Consider the following 18,268-nt stretch of genomic DNA (forward strand, 5'->3'; position numbering starts at 1 on the left):
AGTTCTACCTTTATTTTTTAATGCTGATTACTTTAGGAACTGTGACTGCTTTCAATCCTTCAATTCCGAATTCTACTCCGTAACCGGATTGTTTGGCTCCTCCGAACGGTACAAAAGGATGAATAGCTCCATGCTGATTAATCCAAACGGTTCCTGCTTCCAGTTGTGCGGCTACTTTCTGTGCTTCATCAAGATTATCACTCCAAACGGAAGCTCCTAATCCGTTTTCAGAATCATTGGCTTTACTGATGGCTTCATCGACTGTTTTATATGTAATGATCGGCAGTACCGGACCGAACTGTTCCTCATCTACAATTCTGTCTCCGTTATCTACGTTTCCGATAAGTGTTACCGGAATGAAATATCCCTCAAGATCGGGTTTCTGACCTTTGAAAATAAAGTCTGCTCCAATATTTTCGGAATCACGAATCAGATCCTGAATTTTATCATACTGCATTTTATTCTGGATTGGTCCCAGAACAATACCCTCATCGGCTCCGTTCCCCATCGGAATATGGGAAGAGTAATCAGCTAACGCCTTAACGACTTTTTCATAATCGTTTTCATAAACATATAATCTTTTTAAGCAGGCGCAGGTTTGGCCCATATTCAGGAAAGCGCCCCAGAAAAGTCCTTCAATATGTTTTGCGATATCAAGTCCGGGTAAGATGATCCCGGCATCATTTCCACCGCATTCCAGCGTCAAACGGGCCATGTTTTTGGCAGAAGCTTCAATGACTTTCTTTCCGGTGGCAATAGATCCTGTAAACATAATTTTCCCAATTTCCGGATGGGATGTTAGGTAACCTCCCACTTCTCCTCTGCCGGTAACTACCTGTAAAATATCCTCAGGAAGCACACTGTTGATTACCTTTATCATTTCCAGACTGCAATAGGTTGTATATTCCGAAGGTTTGATGATGACTGCATTTCCCATTCTCAGTGAGGGAATAATCTGCCAGATGGCGATCATCAGGGGCCAGTTCCACGGAGCAATAGCGGCCACTACTCCAATCGGGTTTCTGTATACAATATCTTTCCGGGTTTCGTCTTCAAAAACAATTTCTTCGGGTAAATCCAGTGATGCAGGTACCTGTGTCCAGCCCACGCAACCCTGCATTTCAAAATTGGCTCCCGGCCCGTTAAGCGGTTTTCCCTGCTCGCGGGTGATCCATTCTGCCAGTTCTTTTGAGTTTTGCTGAAGCGCTTCTGCAACTTTTAATAAAATTTCTTTTCTTTCTGCATCCGGCCTTGCTGCCCACAGTTTCTGGGCTTTTTTTGCTTTCTCAATTTTAGTATCAATCTCCACACGAGAAGTATTGGTAACTTCCCCTATAACCTCTAAATTAGAAGGATTTAAGGATAAAAACTGAGTATCGGGAGTATGAGTTTCTTGAGCTACTGATGTATTTTCCATTGTTTTAAATATTTTGTATTTTACGTAGTCCTAAAATGGCAATAACATGATATAATTCATTTACTTATTCTCTATTTTTTTTAACCTAAACTCTACCTGTCATGGAAAAGATCGAAGAAAGAACTGTTTTCAGCATTCCTTTCGGTGAATTGAATGTATTTGAAACGAATGTAGATTGTCATGATTTTCCTTTCTTTTTTGAAAAGCCTGTCATCACGCTGATGTTGAGTGGCAATAAGATCATCCGGAGTGAGGATGGAATTTTTGAGTTTAATGAAAGAAGGGTGTTTATTCCTCCTTGCAACAAGGAATTGAGCATAGATATTCACCCTGTTTTCAAAGAACCTACCAGGTGTCTTGTATTGAATATAGAACAGGAATATATTGACAGTGTATTTTCTGAAGTAATCGAAAACTGGCATCCGGACTGGGACAGAACAGGAATTATGATGAAGGAAAATGCAACGGAAAAGTTTGTAAGTTCAGATGAATCTTTGTGTAGAAGCCTTACCAATCTTTATAACAGAAGAATTGACGGAAACCTTCATGGTACCTCAGATTTTCTTTTAAGTTTAAATCTGAAAGAATTGATTTATGAACTGATGAAAACCAATGCTAAACATATTCTGCTGCATTCTGACAAGAAAGAAAATATACAGAACGGACTTCAGGAGGTGGTTCATTTTATCAAAAACAATTACAGAGAACCGATTACCATCAAGAAACTTACTGTGATCGCAGGAATGAGCGAAGCCAATCTGTTCAAAAAGTTTAAGCATTCCTACCGCTGTACTCCGGTAGAGTATATTATCCAACTGAGAATAGAACATGCCAAGCAATTGCTGATCAGCAATCCTGAAATTGGGATTAAAAATATATGTTTTGAATCGGGTTTTAATACATTGGAGTATTTTTACAGAAAATTTACCCAGATCACCGGAAAGTCTCCGAAGAAGTTTAAGGTAGATTGATATCATTAGGGCTGGAAGATGGAAGCGAGAAGATGGAGGTTAGTTCCCGCCTTTTTATTTCTGAAAGTTGTCTTCATTTAATAAAATAATCATTCTATGTATCATTGTAAAAAAGTGTTTATTGTTTTAGGTCTCCTCTTATGCTGTGTCTTTCATGCGCAAACTCTGCATCTATATGGCGGCGCGGATCAAAAAGAATATCTGGGATGCTTAAACTGTGATAATTTTGATAAAAATTCAATATGGAATAAGTTCAGTGATTATGGAAATGTCTTCAGCTCAAAATCCATCTGGAACGCTTATGGAAACTATGGAAGCACCTATGGTCCTTATTCTCCATGGAATGCTTACGCTTCTTATCCTCCGGCGATCGTTGACCAGGATGGAAATTTCTTCGGATTTCTTACTTTGAATTCTTATCTGGCCGACAGATCTGAGCTGGAGCTGGCTGTGATTTTATGTAAGCATCATGAGGAGATTAAAAGCGATGTTGGCGGTTGGTATGAAAAATTGTTCCGGTAAACCACCAGTCAAAAAAGTGTAAAGCCGGATTTCTTCGGAATGACAAATACGACGTTTAATTTATCCATAAAGCCATAGTTTGGTTGGAAAACGCAAAGTCGCAAATTGTTGCCAAACTATATGTTTTTAAGGCCTAAGATTTTATCTCCGATAAAATGTAGTTTTGCTTTACATTTACAATGAAAATTTATTTAACTTTTCCTGATTATTGAATTCAAAAATTCACGAACTCCATTATGCTGAATGATTACAAAAAACATGAATTGTTTGGGAAAACCCTGATACAAAAAATTGATATGTCAGGAACTTTCAGATATGACTTCCCGGTTTCGGAGCAAGCCTGTTTTCTGTATGTGCTTAAAGGTGAGTTTCAGTATACAACAAAGGAACAGGAGTTTGATGTTTCTGCAAATTATTCTCTGTTTCTGAACTGTATCAGCTCCGGAAAACATATTCAGAATTCAAAGTCAGAAGATCATTGTGAAATTGTGATCGTTACTTTTTACCCGGATATCCTTAAAAAAATATATGACAGGGAATTACCATTATTGCTGCAAAAGCCGGCCAATATCGTTTCAAACCAATCCAATGAGAAAATAAATAATGACTTTCTGATTCAGAAGTATGTAGAAGGGCTGCTTTTTTATTTTGAAAACCCTTCCCTTGTAAATGAAGACATATTAGTTTTAAAACTCAAGGAAATCATTTTGCTGCTGGCTCAGTCACAAAATGCTGATTCTGTTCAGCTGATCCTGTCACAGCTTTTTTCTCCCACCACTTATTCTTTTAAGCAAATCATTGAAGCGAATTTATTCTCACAGCTTACCATCGAACAACTCGCCGGACAAAGTAATCTAAGTGTTTCCTCCTTCAAAAGAGAATTTACAAAACATTACAACGATACTCCCGCTAATTACATAAGGAACAAAAAACTGGAAAAAGCCGCCGAATTACTTTTACTATCGGATGAACGTATCAGCGATATCGCATTCGACTGCGGATTCAATGATCTGGCCACTTTTACAAAAAACTTCAGCGATAAATATCTTGTCACACCTTCAGGCTATCGTCAGGAACGGAAAGAAAAATAATTGAACCTATTTTATGATACGGCCATTCCTTATTTCGATAAGGAATGTTTTTTTTGGACCAAAACCTCAAATTCTTGAACTAAATCCCAAAATCTTTTCTTTGATTCTATCGCAAATTTGTACCATCAGTTTCAGGCAATACAAATATACCTGTTGCTCCAACTGAATAAGTATACATTTAAAATAAAATCAATATGAATCTATCAAGTTTAGGAATTTTTCATACCATTATTGGCATCACAGCACTGTCTGGTGCAATTATAGGGTTTATCAAGTATGGTAAAATCAATCTGGCTCAGCCGTCAGGAAAAGTCTATTTTTATGCGACTGCCATCACTTCACTTACAGCGTTGGGTATCTCCAAAAACGGAGGTTTTAATGCAGGGCATGTGTTCTCATTATTTATCCTTGTTTTGATTGCTGTGGCCTACTTTCTTTCTGTCAGTAAAAAAGAAAGTAAGAAAGCCAGGTATTTTGAGAATTTCCTGCTGTCATTCAGCTTTTTTCTGTCGCTGGTTCCTACTGTAAATGAGACTTTCACAAGAGTTCCAATTGGCCATCCTTTGGCTAAAGATATCAAAGATCCGGTCATTGGACAGACTCTTCTTATTATTTTTCTGCTTTTTATTGCCGGATCTGTTTTTCAGTTTATCAAGCAGAAAAAAGAGAATGTTGGGATTTCTTGATGATTACGTGTTCAGAAAACGTATAACCACCCCGTCAAAAATTCTCTGAATTTTTACCACCCCTCCGGTGGAGGGGAATTTTTACGTCTTCAGTTGGGGTATTTGTAAATAGGGTAACTATTCTAATTCTATAGATAGGTGTATGGTTGGGTTCCTGCTGAATGACAAATACAATGTTTAGTCTATTCGTAAAACTTATCCTTACGTAGAAATCTCGGTATAATTTGGTTGGAAAACGCAAAGACGCAAGTTATTTTCCAAACTGTTTTTTAAGGCGCTAAGATTTTATCTCCGATAAAATAGGATACTGCCAAAAAAGAGGGTTAACTAAGCTGTACCTGGAAATCATCAGTTAAAGTTAAAACACCTTCTGTAATGGCATCCGGATGTGTGGTAAAGCCCTTTAATTTTGAAGTTTTTCCTTTTAAAACAAGATCAAGAAGCTGTTTATCTGATAATTTTTTGCCGAAAATTTCAAAGGTGATTTTAAAGCCACAGTTTTTGAAGTCGGAACAGCCTACGGCGGTTTTTCCTTTGATCAGGTTGTGGTCTTTACATTTCGGGCATTTCGTTTCTTCCCAGGACTGCAGTTCTTTTTTCTGTGCAGGTTCTCTTTTTTTCTTCTCCTTCACTTCTTCTTTTTCTTCTTCCTGAAGGGTAATCACTTTTCCTTTTCCGTAGACTACTTTTTCAGTCAATTCTGTCACCATCTGGATCAGTTCTTCTTTGAAAAGGTTAGCTTCGTACTGTCCTTTTTCAATTTTACGAAGCTTGGATTCCCATTCTCCGGTTAGTTCCGGGCTTTTTAACAGTTCATCTTCGATGGTATCGATCAGCTGGATTCCGGTTTGGGTAGCAATCAGATTTTTTCTTTTCTTCTCGATGTATTTTCTTTTGAAAAGGGTTTCGATGATGTTGGCACGGGTAGATGGTCTTCCGATACCGTTGTTCTTCAACATTTCACGCAGTTCTTCATCTTCAACCTGTTTTCCGGCTGTTTCCATCGCTCTCAGCAAAGTTGCTTCGGTATAAGGTTTTGGAGGTGTTGTTTTTCCCTGGTGAATCATTGGATCGTGTGGTCCCGTTTCTCCCACAACAAACTCAGGAATCGTTTGTTCCTCCTCTTTTTCTTTTTCCTTATCGGTGGCCTCCTCTTTAGGTTCTTTGGCGTAAACGGCTCTCCATCCTGCTTCAAGAACCTGTCTTCCACTGGTTTTGAAAGGAATGGTTCCTACTTTTCCTTCTACCAGGGTATTGGAAATTTTACATTCCGGATAGAATACAGCAATAAAGCGCTTTGCGATCAGATCATAAATCAGTTTTTCTTCCCTGCTCAGGTTCTGGGAAGGTGGAATTTCCGTAGGAATGATGGCATGGTGATCGGTTACTTTCGTATCGTCGAAAACCGCTTTTGATTTTGGAATCGGAGCTTCCAGCAACGGAGCGATCAGATCCTGATAAGGATACATCTTCTGGAGGATTCCAGCAATTTTCGGATATAAACTATCTGATAAGTAGGTGGTATCAACACGCGGATAGGTTACATGCTTCTTTTCATAAAGACTTTGTACATAATTCAATGTATTTTCTGCTGAATATCCGTATTTCTTATTGGCTTCCACCTGAAGTCCGGTCAGGTCGAAAAGTCGTGGATTTTTTTCTTTTCCTTCTTTAATTTCGAAAGAAACGATTTCAAATGGATTGACTTTAAGGTATTCCAATCCTTTTTCTGCCCGTTCCAATGTCTTTAAACGATCGATCGCTGCACTGAAAAGTACGTCACGGTATCTGGTTTTCAGCTCCCAGTATTCTTCTGTGGTAAAGGCATCAATTTCTTTCTGACGCTGCACAAGCATCGCCAAGGTAGGAGTCTGCACTCTTCCAATGGAAAGAACTGCTTTATTTCCTCCGAATTTCTTGGTAAAAAGCCTCGTAGCATTGATTCCCAACAGCCAATCACCTATCGCTCTGGCATTTCCGGCCAGATACAGATTTTTGTAATCTTCAGCAGGCTTTAAACTGGCAAATCCTTCTTTAATAGCATCTTCCGTCAATGAAGAAATCCATAAACGCTGAATAGGTTTGTTGCATTTTGCCTTCTGCAATACCCAACGCTGAATGAGTTCTCCCTCCTGCCCGGCATCCCCACAGTTAATGACCTCATCACATTCTTCTACCAATCTTTCAATTACTTTAAACTGGTTTTCAACACCTTTATTCGGGATCAGCTTGATTCCAAAGCTGCTGGGAATAATCGGCAGTGAAAAAAGGTTCCAGGATTTAAACTGCGGACCGTAATCGTGGGGTTCTTTCAGGGTGCAAAGATGTCCGAACGTCCATGTTACGCAATAGCCGTTCCCTTCCATATAGCCTTGTTTAGGCGTGGTAGCGCCCAATACTTTGGCGATATCTCTGGCAACACTGGGTTTCTCGGCAATACATAATTTCATGAACTCGGGTTTATTGAAGGAGTGCAAAAATCGGGATTTTTTTTGACTTTTCAAATTTCGTTGAGGATTGAGGTCTTAAAGTTGAGAAAGAGCAAATTACGTTTTTATATTCTAAAGAACTAAAGTTTCACAACATATGTAAACGCAAAGTTTATTGGATTCTATTATTTATTTGAGGGAGCAAAGAATTGCGACTAAAGTCGCTGATGGAGCAGAAGGATAATCCATAAGCTTGGAAAGGATCAATTTCATTGATTCCATCTTTGCTTCCTTAGAATTTTAAAAAAGGGATATTAAACTTTGCGTTTAAAATTACTTGTCAGATATGTAATCGTGATCATATTTTTTATACAAAAAGCCCCCTAAAAAAAGGAGGCTCAATCAACAATGTAATGAAACAAGGTTCATTATTTCTTTTATTTTAAAATGGCATTGGCCATTCAATAGACTTTTAGTAATCTTAAAGCGTCATGGGTACATCCATTACAAGGATTTCCGTGCCTTTTTTAAGGGCTTTGATATCGAGATCCTGAATATCCCATACTCCGAAGCCGTCGCGTTCTTCCAAAGTCTCACCACCTATTTCTGCACTTCCCTTCAAAATGAAAACATACACTCCGTTTCCTTTTTTTCTGATCTGGTAACGGGTTTCTGTATTCTTATCAAAAGTTCCCAGGTGAAACCACGCATCCTGATGAATCCACACTCCTTCATCATCTGCATTGGGAGAAAGGATCTGCTGAAACTGATTGTGGCTTTTCGTTTTGTCTAAAGTGATCTGATCATATCTTGGCGTCACATTTCTTTTTTTCGGGTAAATCCAGATCTGAAGGAATTTTACAAGCTTATCGCTGTTTTTGTTGAACTCGCTGTGCATAATTCCTGTCCCGGCACTCATCACCTGAATATCTCCGCTTCTGATCACTGCTGTATTTCCCATGCTGTCTTTATGTTCAAGATCGCCTTCCAAAGGAATACTGATGATTTCCATATTGTCGTGAGGATGTGTTCCGAAACCTCTTCCTGCTTCTACTTTATCGTCATTCAGAACTCTCAGAACTCCGAAGTGCATTCTCTCAGGATTGTAATAATTGGCAAAACTGAAAGTATGGTTGCTCAACAGCCATCCATGATCTGCTTTTCCTCTTGAGTCGGCTCTGTGAATGACGGAGTTTTCTTTTATTTTTGATTCTGTATTGGGAAGATGATTGTATCCGATCGGTTCTAATGGTTCGATCTCATCGATGTCATTTTTCATAGCGCTGGCCAAAGAAGCTGATGCTACAAACATTCCTGTTCCCAATAATCCTTTCTTTAAAAAATCTTTTCTGTCCATATCAGATTGTTATTTGTTCTTGTTTGACAGGACAAATTTAGGGTAATGGGAAACCCTGCACATTTAACTAGTTTAATAAATGACTTTAAAGCAAAAAAAATTAGGAAACTTTTGTATCTGGGAGTGTGGTTATATGATTCTAATTGTGAGGAGTAAATATTTGCTTGTTCTTTTACCTTGAAGCAAAAGAACCAAAAATTCAAGACTTAGAAACTTCCGCTAAAAATGAAGTCTGTTCTCTAAAAACTCTAAACTCGTGCGGAATCAATGTATATTTACAATCACAATTTCATCCGCACTCAAACATAAGAGTTTTCTTAACGTTCACAGAATTCATTTTTTTTAACGCTCCATTTTCTCAGGTCGTAAAACGCTCGCGTGATGTAATAAAATTATTTCTCTTTTGAAGCAAGGCGCTTTCTGATGGTACTTACAAATTCTTTTGAAACCCCAAGGTAAGAAGCGATATAATACTGTGCTACTCTTTGCGGGATGGAAGGGTAAACTTTGATAAATTCAAGGTATCTGTCGGATGCCGTTTTGGAAATAGTGTCTACCAACCTGCTTTGAAGGGTTGCAAGATTCCGTTGAACCAACATTCTGAAAACTCTTTCGAATTTTGGGACTTCCTGCAGCAGTTTTTCTTTTGTTGCCGGGTTCAGCATATAGATTTCAGAGTCTTCCAACGTTTCGATAAAAACCTTAGAAGGCTTCTGCTCATGAAACGATGCGATATCACTGATCCACCAGTCTTCAATGGCAAACAGCAATGTCACTTCGGTTCCATCATCATCCAGACAATACATTCTCAAACATCCTTTCTGAATATACCCTTCAAACTGGCAGATTTCTCCTTCCCTCAGTAATACTGTTTTTTTGGGAAACGTCTGGCAGGACAACAGACCTGTAAATGCTTTTTCTTCTTCCGGGGTAATTGAGATAAATCGTGAAATATTTTTAATGATATTTTCAAACATAATGCAGAGTTTACCCCTGCAAATTAGGAAAAAGACTGTAAACTTCGTTCTTTAAAAGCCCACTTCCTCCTCCATAATGGTCAATTACTTTCACCTCTTTATCCAAACCGGCACAAAATATTTTTATATCTTTCTCAAAATCATCTCCTAAGCCGGAGCTTAAAAGGACAATATCCACTGTATTTTCTTTTATATAATCATAGCAGAAATTTTCATCACTTTGTATTTCTGCTGTCCAGCCTTCATTATTTTCTATAATTCTTTTTAACGTATCCAGAATTTCCTGGTTCTTTCCAATCACTAAAAAATGTAATGTTTTCATCTCGTTTAAGGTTTAAAGTTCAATGTTTAAGGTTTAAGGTTTAGATTGCAGAAGTAAAGGATAAAAAGAGTGGAAAAGGTTTAGAAAATAAAGGTAGAATTACTCTGATACCCTCCGACTCTCAAACACATCAACTCGCATCCCGAAACCCTCACCTCGCTCTACAAGTGCTTATTCCCGGTAATTTTCAACTCATTCAGATCCAGCTGCGATTCTGCTTTTCGGATCTCATCATCGCTGAAGAGCTTTTCTCGTTTCATTTTAAAGAGTTCTTTTCGCTGTAAGGCAAATATATCCAGCATCACTGTATGATATTCAGCCATATCATTTCGCCTGTTGGTGCACATTTCAATTGAATTTAAATGATTCTGGTGAAGTTTGATATCACTTTCCAGTGCTTTTTTAAGATTTTCCAGCAGTCCATTGCTATTTACGGCTTCGTTGTATTCGCTGTCGAGTTTATGAACGGCAAGTTTATCGAGTCTCATCTGAATTCCGGCCTGCTGTTCATGGGAAGGAAGGATATGATCGATCTCTCCTATTTTTGTTAATTTAATAATCAAAGGTAATGTCAATCCCTGAAAAACCAATGTCACAAAAATGACGACAAATGTGATAAAAATAATCAGGTTTCTCATGGGAAATTCGTCCTGACTATTCATCATTACCGGAATAGACAGGGCTGTAGCCAAAGAAACCACTCCTCTCATTCCTGCCCATCCTATGATTAAAGGATTTTTCCATCCGGGACTCGGATCATGGCGGGCTTTTTCACTTAGCCATCTGGGAATATGAGCAACGGGATAAATCCATAACAGACGTACTGCAATGACGATCAGGCTTATTATTAAACCATATTTGATTCCTTCCATTACTGAAATTTCCCCTAATCCATTAATAATGTCCGGAAGTTCAAGACCAATTAATACAAAGACTAAAGCATTCATCACAAAAATCAGCGTGTTCCAGACTCCTGTCATGTTGATTCTTGTGGTTCCGGTTTTGAAAATTTCGTGCGCACGGAAAGACATAAACAGTCCTCCGCTCACCACCGCCATCACTCCTGAAAAATGAAAATGCTCTGCTGAAAGAAACAGAATGTAGGGCGTCATTACGGTAAGTGCTGCATCAATCGCTGGTGTGGTTGGTAAGAAACGATGAATGGCATAAAAAACATGAGCGCCCACAATTCCTACGACAATTCCCATTCCTGCTACTAGAAAAAACTGCCCGGTAGCTTCATGCATTGAAAAAGTACCTGTCATAACTGCTGCCAGAGCAAATCTGAAAACAATCAGTGAAGAGGCGTCATTAATCAAACTTTCCCCTTCCAATATGGCAATGGTACGTTTCGGCACTTTTAATCCTTTTAAAACGGTAGTAGCAGCCACAGCATCCGGTGGTGAAACAATTCCTCCCAATAAAAATCCTAATGCCAGGGTAAATCCGGGAATCAGCATCTGTGAAGTATAGGCAACCACCAGAGATGTCAGAAATACCAGTCCAAAAGCCAGCAGACTGATGGGACGTTTCCATTTCCAGAAGTCGTTCCATGAGGTGTACCATGCGGCTTCGTATAAAAGTGGGGGTAAAAAAATTAGAAAGATAATCTCCGGATCCAGTTTTAAAACAGGAACTCCCGGAATAAGACTGATTCCCAATCCGGCAAGTACCAGAAAGATAGGGTAAGCAATCTTAATCCGCTGTGCCAGCATCACGAGCATCATGACGAGTAATAAAAGTCCGAGTATTAAAAGTAACTGTTCGTGCATAGTTTTTCAGAAGTTAGATCTCAGATTCTGAGTAGTTAAGTTTTGGCTAAAGCCAGTAGTATATTTATTTTTTAAAGGTGGGCTAAAGCCCACCGCTATTGAATATCTAATTAAATACTTAAAAGATCATTAAAAATTACAAATAATTCAAAGTTAAAAGTACTTATTTAAAGATAACCGAGTTGGCTAATTCAATTTCTTCTTCATTAATAGAGTGTCCGAAATTGGCATATACTTTCTCTGTTACCTCAGCATTCATTTCTCTTAAGATATTGGCTGTTGCATATACTCTTTCTACCGGAACATGAAAATCGGGATTGCTGGTTCCCAGAAAGACGGGGGTTCCGGCAAAATCTCCTTGATAATTTTCACGATTGATCTTATCTCCTATCACTCCGCCAATAATGGCAGCTGCTCCACCGAACTTCTGAGCATTGCGGGCCAGAAACTCAAGGGTAAGACAGGCTCCCTGGGAAAATCCGAAAAAGTAGATATTTTCATGTTTAATTCCTGCATTGACAGCAGCTTTTACGGTTTCGCCAACCATTTCAAGGGCTGATGATAACCACGGTTCGTTTTGTTCTACCGGAGCAATAAATGAAAAAGGGTACCATGTGTGATTCAAAGCCTGTGGAGCCAGTAATGCATAGTCTTTTACATTCAAATGCCGGGATAAACTTAGTATATCCCGAGCACTTCCTCCGCGCCCATGAACCATGATTAAAGCTTTTCCTGCCTGATTTAATGGAATTCCTGCTGTTTTTATATTTAAAATATGACTCATTATTTTTATCTGAATTTTTCTGTTGGATAATCAATTTTGGGAAGAACTTCTTTCAAGCGCTCTCTTCTTTTTTCAAACTGTAGGGGCAATTGCAGATCCTCTCCTAAAAATGCTGCCTCTTCATCTACATCGAAACCTGGGCCTGACGTGGCAATTTCAAATAAAACGCCTCCCGGCTCTTTAAAATATACGGAAGTAAAATACTTTCTGTCTTTCACTTCAGTATGTTCCAGTCCGTATGCATTCAGTCTTTTTACCATTTCAAGCTGGGATTCCGCATCGGGAGTCGCAAAGGCTACATGATGAACGGTGCCTCTTCCTGCTAAACCTTTTAAAGCATTTGGGGTAGAAAGCAGATCTACATATTTCCCCGGCATATTGTCTGTTCCCAATCTCAATCTGTCAGGACTTTCTCTGATCACTTTATGATCCATCTGAGTTGTCAGAAGGGCCGCTGTTCTTTCATAGGCATCCTGCCAGATTTCTACGTGATGGATTCCTTTGATGGCATAATCTTTAGGAATATAGCCATTGTAATACCCTTTTCTTTCGTCTTTATCATTAAAAACCAGTTCCAATCCTAACCCGTCAAAATCTTCTAGATAAATAAAAACTTCATCAGAAAACCTTTGCTGCGGCTGTTTGAAAGGAATATTAAACTGTTCCAGACGGTTCATCCAATAATCCAGGGCATCTATAGAAACTGAAAAAGCAGTGGTATTGAGCATTCCTTTTCCATGTCTGCCATTGATCAGGTCTTTACCATAGGGAAAAGTTGTCATAATCGTTCCCGGTGTTCCGTATTCGTCACCGAAATAAAAATGATAAACATCTGAATAATCAAAATTGACTGTTTTTTTGACCAGTCGAAGTCCTAAAACTCCTGTATAAAAATCTATATTTTCCTGTGCATTGCCGGTAATTGCCGTTACGTGATGCAGTCCTGTGATAAGTTTCATTGTGATAAAATTGTTAATTGGTTATTATGATAGGAGACGAGATTTCGGGATGCGGGATTCGGGTTGATAAGTTCGTGAGCAGCTTTATGAATCATTTGTCTTTCATTTCTGCTTTTTTAGCCCGAGACTCTCAAACTCTCTTTCACTCCGACTCTCAAACTTGAATCTCGAATCTCAAAAATCCGCATCCCGAAACCCGACTCTCAAACTCACTAGAGTTCTTCCTTCAACCATACATCATTATATTCTTCCGGATGACGTTTGAACTGTGCGTGAACATACGGACACAGCGGTAAAATCTTTAAGTCGTTTTCTCTTGCATAGGAAACCAGTCTTTCCAATAAGATTTTAGCAAATCCTTTTCCTTCATATTCCGGATTTACTTCCGTATGATAAACCGTCAGCTTTTTTCCAATGACTGAAATATCCATTTTACCTGCTTTATGATCGTCTGAGAAAAGCTGAATCTCTCCCTTTCTTCCTTCTAAAACTATTTCTGTTCTTTCCATTTTTTTTATTTTTTTGGTATTAAATCGTGTTTTTTTAAAGCAAAGATTTAATAATACTCCTTCATATTTTAAGTTGACTTAAGAATGGAATCAACATGTTGATTCTATGAAGCGTCCTGTTACAATAACCTACAATAAGTTTATATTCCGGAAGTTTAAATCTTTATTCAAAATTAGCATCTTTATAAAATATGACCGATGATCTATGATAAGTTCGGCAATACTCCTTCTATTTTCTCACGCATTCCTTCGTATTGAACAGGAAGTTTAAGGTTGGTCCCCAACTCATTCAAAGGTTCATCTACAGTGAATCCCGGATTGTCTGTTGCAATTTCAAATAAAACACCTCCCGGCTCGCGGAAATACAGTGAATAGAAGTAATCTCTGTTGATTTTCGGGGTGATGCTTAATCCTGCAGATAAAGCTTTCTCACGATATTCCATCAGAACATTGTCATCTTTTACTCTGAATGCGATATGGTGATTGGTTCCCGCTGCATTTCTTCCTGCAGGAATTTTATCATTTTCAATAATATCAACTAGATTAGCAGTATCTATAGCATCAGTAGCCAATCTGTATCTTTCACCTTCCTGTTTCTGCAAATCGTATCCTAAGATATCTGTCAGAACTTTGATGGTAGGATCTGCTTTTCTCAGGGTTAAAGTTACATTATGGAAGCCTCTTAATGCATTTTCATCCTTGATATCGTCTGTTGTCCATACTTTTCTGTTGTCTTTACTTAACGGTTCTATCAACTGTAATTGAAGGCCGTCCGGATCTTTAAAAGAAATCATTTTTTCTCCAAAGATTTCGCCCTCTTCTATCGCTACATTTAAGCTTTGTAAATGGTTTCTCCAGAATTCAAGGCTTCCTTTAGGTACTGAATATCCAATATGGGTAGCCATACCACTTCCGTTAGTTCCTTTTCCTATTCCTTCCCATGGAAAGAAAGTAAGAATTGTTCCCGGTGTTCCTTCTTCATTTCCGAAATAGAAGTGATACGTTCCCGGATCGTCAAAGTTCACGGTTTTCTTTACCAGTCTTACGCCTAACACTTTGGTATAAAAATCTAAATTTCTTTTGGCGTTGTCTGCAATAGCAGTAATATGATGCAGACCTAAAATTCTATTGTCCATTGTCTTTTTATTTTGATGCTAAATTACAGTGAACAGAAATCCTGTACATTTAACTAGTTTAATAAATGCAGGAATTCAATTTTGCAGCATCATTTTTACAGGAAATGAACATTTGCATAATTCTCATCAATTTCACTTTATATTGCCTTTTTCACAACGCCTATTTTAGGGGAAATATGATCTTCTTTTTCCAAAAAATTCTAAAACCAATCTATTCAATACTTTAAATTCAAAATAAAACAAATAATAATTAACTGGTTTACAAAGTATTAACCTATTAATAATAATTTAATATTCAAAAAGCCTACTTTTTTAGTAGACTAATAAAAATTATATTCTATATTTGCAAACGTATTCAGGAAATAAAACAAAATGAAGGCAGAATTAAAATATAATTCAATGAGAAAACATAGCATCAAAAATATGATGAAGGATATGTGTATGCCTTTACATCAAAAATACTGTGGTTGACCTTACTTTTATTTAGATATATTTTCAAAGGCTTTACCACGTGGTAGAGCCTTTTTTCATTAACACAACAACATTAAAAATATAAAAATGAGCAATTCTAAAAACAAATGGTTGATTCCATTGGCTTTTACAAATATCTATGTGATATGGGGAATTACGTTTTTAGCTATATCATTTGGCTTAAAAGGTTTTCCGCCTTTCATTCTTTCGGGATTAAGATTTCTGGTTGCCGGAATTCTGATGATAGGATATCTACTGTCTAAGGGAGAAAAAGCCAATTCTCTGGTCAACTGGAAGAAAAATGCAATCACCGGTATTCTTATTCTTACCGGAGGAACCGGTCTAGTAGCCTGGGGAGAACAATATGTGACGGCTTCTGAAGCAGCAATTTCGATTGCAACCGGGCCATTCTGGTTTATTGCTATCGACAAAAAGAACTGGAAATATTATTTTTCAGATAAATTCATTCCGATAGGATTGGTGATCGGTTTCGTAGGATTGATTATGTTTCTAAAAGGAAGTGTAAATTCTAATGCTCATACATTGGCAGATGGAAACTTACGTATTACTGCGTTTGTGGTATTAGGATTAAGCTCCATTGCCTGGGTACTTGGCTCATTATATTCAAAGAAAAATCCGGCTTCTCAATCTACCTTCATGAATATTGCACAACAGCTTATCGTAGCAGGATTAGCCTCTTTTCTAATTGCTTTTTTCAGAAAAGAATGGACTGGTTTTTCAGTTTCAACTGTTCCGTTATCGGCATGGTTTGGGGTTCTATTTTTGATCTTCTTTGGATCGATAGTCGCTTATTTGTCGTACATTTGGCTTCTGTCCGTAAAACCCGCTGCTTTGGTAAGCACCCATACCTATATCAATCCTATTGTAACAGTGATTGCAGGCTGGATTGTTGCACACCAAAGCATCAATGGAGGTCAGCTGTATGGTTTATTCGTCATATTGCTGGGAGTACTTCTAACAAATGTCACCAAGTATTTCAGACTTTCAAAACGGGCCAAGGTCAAAATCAGAAGAGTAAGGAGATTTTTAAACAGAACAGGCAGACCTTATCAGCCTATTTAAAAAGTATATAAAATCAGAATGATAGAAATCAGAAACATATCAAAAACATTTCATCAGAAAAAACAGTCTTTCAAAGCACTGGATAAGGTGAGTCTTACTATAGATAAAGGAGATATCGTAGGAATTATCGGTTTTTCAGGTGCAGGAAAAAGTACACTGATCCGCACCGTCAATCTATTGGAAAGACCGGATGAAGGACAGATTATTATTAATGGAAAGGATTTTACCAGGCTTAATGCCAAACAGCTGGCTGAGGAGCGTAAAAAAATAGGAATGATCTTCCAGCATTTCAATCTTCTTTCTTCAAGAACTGTTTTTGATAATGTAGCACTTCCATTGGAACTGGATCATACCAGCAAGGACGAAATCAACAGAAAAGTAAATGAACTTCTGAAGATTGTAGGACTTGAAGATAAAGCTAATGATTATCCCAAAAGCCTTTCCGGAGGACAGAAACAAAGAGTTGCCATTGCAAGGGCTCTGGCCAATGACCCTCACCTTCTGCTTTGTGATGAAGCAACCAGTGCACTGGATCCTGCTACAACACAATCTATCTTGCAGCTTTTAAGAGATATCAATCAGAGACTGGGAATTACCATCCTTTTAATTACCCACGAAATGGAAGTCATCAAAGCGGTCTGCAACCATGTTGCCGTGATCGACAAAGGAAAATTATTAACAAAAGGAACGTTGAGCGAGATTATTTCGGATAAAGAGAATCCGATCATCCGTCAGTTCATTAATTCAGACATCATGACCCTGCCACAGGAACTCATCAGCAGACTGCAGAAAGAACCCAAAGAAGGTTTATTTCCGCTGGTCGAAATAGAACTTAACGAAAACATCAGTGTTGAACAAATTCTTTCAACGCTGTACAATCAATATAAAATCCCTTATAAACTGTTAAAGGCAGATGTAGAATATTTCGGAAATTCCAATTTCGGTAAACTACTTTTGCAGCTTCAGGGGGAAACTGAAGAAAATCAACAGGCGATCTATTATTTCAACCAAAATAAAATTCAAAATACAGTAAAAGGATATGCTTAGTGATACGGTAATTGCCCTTTTGGCAAAAGGAACCTGGGAAACGGTTTATATGACATTTTTATCCGGATTTTTTGGATTTGTGCTGGGACTTCCGGTAGGAATCATGTTATTTTTAACCAGAAAAGGCCAACTGCTGGAAAATGTGGTCTATCATAGAGGATTATCTATTCTGGTTAATATTTTCCGTGCTATTCCTTTTATTATTCTGATCGTGTGGATGATTCCTTTTACCAGAGTTCTGGCAGGAACTTCTATTGGAGTAAATGCAGCTTTGGTTCCGCTAAGTGTGGGAGCAGCTCCTTTTATTGCAAGACTCGTGGAGAACAGCCTGATTGAAGTTCCTCATGGTCTTATAGAAACGGCAAGAGCTTTGGGAGCTTCTCCATTACAGATCATTAGGAAAGTATTGCTTCCTGAAGCCCTTCCATCCTTAATCAACAATGCTACTATCACTTTGATTACGCTTGTAGGATATTCTGCAATGGGCGGTGCTGTAGGAGCAGGTGGACTTGGACAGGTAGGTTACCAGTACGGATATATCGGCTATGATATTGTTATTATGAATACGGTCTTGATCCTGCTTGTTCTTTTGGTTTTCATCATCCAGTTTATGGGCGACAGATTGTCAAAAAGATTTGATCACAGGTAGTTTTTGGATAAGAGGGTTTGAGTGTTTGCGATTCGGGGGGCGGGTTTCGGGATATGGAAAAGGTAAAAACTTTTTGCTCTTTTGCT

At 38.2% G+C, this 18,268-nt stretch carries 17 protein-coding genes; 7 read left to right on the plus strand and 10 right to left on the minus strand.

Annotation, left to right across the window (positions count from 1 at the left end; genetic code table 11):
* Positions 1-10 precede the first annotated feature (10 nt).
* Positions 11-1,417, minus strand: a complete 1,407-nt coding sequence (locus FB551_RS10385; protein ID WP_142017268.1) for an aldehyde dehydrogenase family protein — start codon at positions 1,415-1,417, stop codon at positions 11-13.
* A 101-nt stretch (positions 1,418-1,518) separates the two neighbouring features.
* Here FB551_RS10385 and FB551_RS10390 point away from each other — a divergent pair, with 101 nt between their 5' ends.
* The 4 genes from FB551_RS10390 to FB551_RS10405 all read left to right on the plus strand — a co-directional run bounded on the left by FB551_RS10390 (position 1,519) and on the right by FB551_RS10405 (position 4,687).
* Positions 1,519-2,388 (plus strand): helix-turn-helix domain-containing protein, encoded by an 870-nt coding sequence (locus tag FB551_RS10390; protein ID WP_142017270.1) that lies wholly within the window; start codon positions 1,519-1,521, stop codon positions 2,386-2,388.
* A gap of 96 nt (positions 2,389-2,484) precedes the next feature.
* On the plus strand, positions 2,485-2,910 hold the full coding sequence (locus tag FB551_RS10395; protein WP_047433752.1) for a hypothetical protein: 426 nt from the start codon (positions 2,485-2,487) through the stop codon (positions 2,908-2,910).
* A gap of 236 nt (positions 2,911-3,146) precedes the next feature.
* Positions 3,147-4,001: a helix-turn-helix domain-containing protein gene (locus tag FB551_RS10400; RefSeq protein WP_142017272.1), complete on the plus strand. Its 855-nt coding sequence runs from the start codon at positions 3,147-3,149 to the stop codon at positions 3,999-4,001.
* Between the two features lie 194 nt (positions 4,002-4,195).
* On the plus strand, positions 4,196-4,687 hold the full coding sequence (locus tag FB551_RS10405) for a hypothetical protein (RefSeq protein ID WP_142017274.1): 492 nt from the start codon (positions 4,196-4,198) through the stop codon (positions 4,685-4,687).
* A gap of 323 nt (positions 4,688-5,010) precedes the next feature.
* On the opposite strand, the gene FB551_RS10410 is transcribed toward FB551_RS10405, so the two are convergent.
* From FB551_RS10410 to FB551_RS10450, 9 genes are all read right to left on the minus strand, one after another.
* A complete protein-coding gene (locus FB551_RS10410) occupies positions 5,011-7,137 on the minus strand; it encodes a type IA DNA topoisomerase (protein WP_142017276.1) in 2,127 nt (708 codons plus the stop codon).
* 460 nt (positions 7,138-7,597) lie between these two features.
* Positions 7,598-8,473 carry a pirin family protein gene (locus FB551_RS10415; protein ID WP_142017278.1) on the minus strand — a complete coding sequence of 292 codons (876 nt, stop codon included), beginning with the start codon at positions 8,471-8,473 and terminating at the stop codon, positions 7,598-7,600.
* A 392-nt stretch (positions 8,474-8,865) separates the two neighbouring features.
* Positions 8,866-9,450 carry a Crp/Fnr family transcriptional regulator gene (locus FB551_RS10420; protein ID WP_142017280.1) on the minus strand — a complete coding sequence of 195 codons (585 nt, stop codon included), beginning with the start codon at positions 9,448-9,450 and terminating at the stop codon, positions 8,866-8,868.
* Between the two features lie 10 nt (positions 9,451-9,460).
* Complete coding sequence (locus tag FB551_RS10425) at positions 9,461-9,772, minus strand: hypothetical protein (protein WP_047433762.1); 312 nt, start codon at positions 9,770-9,772, stop codon at positions 9,461-9,463.
* A 161-nt stretch (positions 9,773-9,933) separates the two neighbouring features.
* On the minus strand, positions 9,934-11,544 hold the full coding sequence (locus tag FB551_RS10430) for a Na+/H+ antiporter (RefSeq protein WP_142017282.1): 1,611 nt from the start codon (positions 11,542-11,544) through the stop codon (positions 9,934-9,936).
* Positions 11,545-11,707: 163 nt separating this feature from the next.
* Positions 11,708-12,328: an alpha/beta hydrolase gene (locus FB551_RS10435; RefSeq protein ID WP_142017284.1), complete on the minus strand. Its 621-nt coding sequence runs from the start codon at positions 12,326-12,328 to the stop codon at positions 11,708-11,710.
* Between the two features lie 5 nt (positions 12,329-12,333).
* Positions 12,334-13,287, minus strand: coding sequence for a ring-cleaving dioxygenase (locus tag FB551_RS10440; protein ID WP_047433768.1), 954 nt, complete (start codon positions 13,285-13,287; stop codon positions 12,334-12,336).
* 212 nt (positions 13,288-13,499) lie between these two features.
* Entirely contained in the window at positions 13,500-13,796 is a 297-nt protein-coding gene (locus tag FB551_RS10445; RefSeq protein WP_047433770.1) for a GNAT family N-acetyltransferase, read from the minus strand.
* Between the two features lie 203 nt (positions 13,797-13,999).
* Positions 14,000-14,932: a ring-cleaving dioxygenase gene (locus FB551_RS10450; protein WP_142017286.1), complete on the minus strand. Its 933-nt coding sequence runs from the start codon at positions 14,930-14,932 to the stop codon at positions 14,000-14,002.
* Positions 14,933-15,490: 558 nt separating this feature from the next.
* Between FB551_RS10450 and FB551_RS10455 the strand changes: the two genes are divergently transcribed.
* From FB551_RS10455 to metI, 3 genes are read left to right on the plus strand one after another with little or no spacing between them, the layout of a single operon-like run.
* Positions 15,491-16,486 (plus strand): EamA family transporter, encoded by a 996-nt coding sequence (locus tag FB551_RS10455; RefSeq protein ID WP_142017288.1) that lies wholly within the window; start codon positions 15,491-15,493, stop codon positions 16,484-16,486.
* An 18-nt stretch (positions 16,487-16,504) separates the two neighbouring features.
* Positions 16,505-17,533, plus strand: a complete 1,029-nt coding sequence (locus FB551_RS10460; RefSeq protein ID WP_142017290.1) for a methionine ABC transporter ATP-binding protein — start codon at positions 16,505-16,507, stop codon at positions 17,531-17,533.
* Positions 17,526-18,182 carry a methionine ABC transporter permease MetI gene (gene metI, locus FB551_RS10465; protein ID WP_047433776.1) on the plus strand — a complete coding sequence of 219 codons (657 nt, stop codon included), beginning with the start codon at positions 17,526-17,528 and terminating at the stop codon, positions 18,180-18,182. Before FB551_RS10460 ends, metI begins: the two co-directional genes overlap by 8 nt.
* The last annotated feature ends 86 nt before the right edge of the window (positions 18,183-18,268 follow it).

Origin of the sequence: Chryseobacterium aquifrigidense, from assembly GCF_006716485.1 — a bacterium.
GTDB lineage: Bacteria > Bacteroidota > Bacteroidia > Flavobacteriales > Weeksellaceae > Chryseobacterium > Chryseobacterium vietnamense.

Coding starts and splice junctions, on each gene's coding strand:
- FB551_RS10385 (WP_142017268.1), bottom strand. CDS start 1,417: ATGGAAAATACATCAGTAGCTCAAGAAACTCATACTCCCGATACTCAG.
- FB551_RS10390 (WP_142017270.1), top strand. CDS start 1,519: ATGGAAAAGATCGAAGAAAGAACTGTTTTCAGCATTCCTTTCGGTGAA.
- FB551_RS10395 (WP_047433752.1), top strand. CDS start 2,485: ATGTATCATTGTAAAAAAGTGTTTATTGTTTTAGGTCTCCTCTTATGC.
- FB551_RS10400 (WP_142017272.1), top strand. CDS start 3,147: ATGCTGAATGATTACAAAAAACATGAATTGTTTGGGAAAACCCTGATA.
- FB551_RS10405 (WP_142017274.1), top strand. CDS start 4,196: ATGAATCTATCAAGTTTAGGAATTTTTCATACCATTATTGGCATCACA.
- FB551_RS10410 (WP_142017276.1), bottom strand. CDS start 7,137: ATGAAATTATGTATTGCCGAGAAACCCAGTGTTGCCAGAGATATCGCC.
- FB551_RS10415 (WP_142017278.1), bottom strand. CDS start 8,473: ATGGACAGAAAAGATTTTTTAAAGAAAGGATTATTGGGAACAGGAATG.
- FB551_RS10420 (WP_142017280.1), bottom strand. CDS start 9,450: ATGTTTGAAAATATCATTAAAAATATTTCACGATTTATCTCAATTACC.
- FB551_RS10425 (WP_047433762.1), bottom strand. CDS start 9,772: ATGAAAACATTACATTTTTTAGTGATTGGAAAGAACCAGGAAATTCTG.
- FB551_RS10430 (WP_142017282.1), bottom strand. CDS start 11,544: ATGCACGAACAGTTACTTTTAATACTCGGACTTTTATTACTCGTCATG.
- FB551_RS10435 (WP_142017284.1), bottom strand. CDS start 12,328: ATGAGTCATATTTTAAATATAAAAACAGCAGGAATTCCATTAAATCAG.
- FB551_RS10440 (WP_047433768.1), bottom strand. CDS start 13,287: ATGAAACTTATCACAGGACTGCATCACGTAACGGCAATTACCGGCAAT.
- FB551_RS10445 (WP_047433770.1), bottom strand. CDS start 13,796: ATGGAAAGAACAGAAATAGTTTTAGAAGGAAGAAAGGGAGAGATTCAG.
- FB551_RS10450 (WP_142017286.1), bottom strand. CDS start 14,932: ATGGACAATAGAATTTTAGGTCTGCATCATATTACTGCTATTGCAGAC.
- FB551_RS10455 (WP_142017288.1), top strand. CDS start 15,491: ATGAGCAATTCTAAAAACAAATGGTTGATTCCATTGGCTTTTACAAAT.
- FB551_RS10460 (WP_142017290.1), top strand. CDS start 16,505: ATGATAGAAATCAGAAACATATCAAAAACATTTCATCAGAAAAAACAG.
- metI (WP_047433776.1), top strand. CDS start 17,526: ATGCTTAGTGATACGGTAATTGCCCTTTTGGCAAAAGGAACCTGGGAA.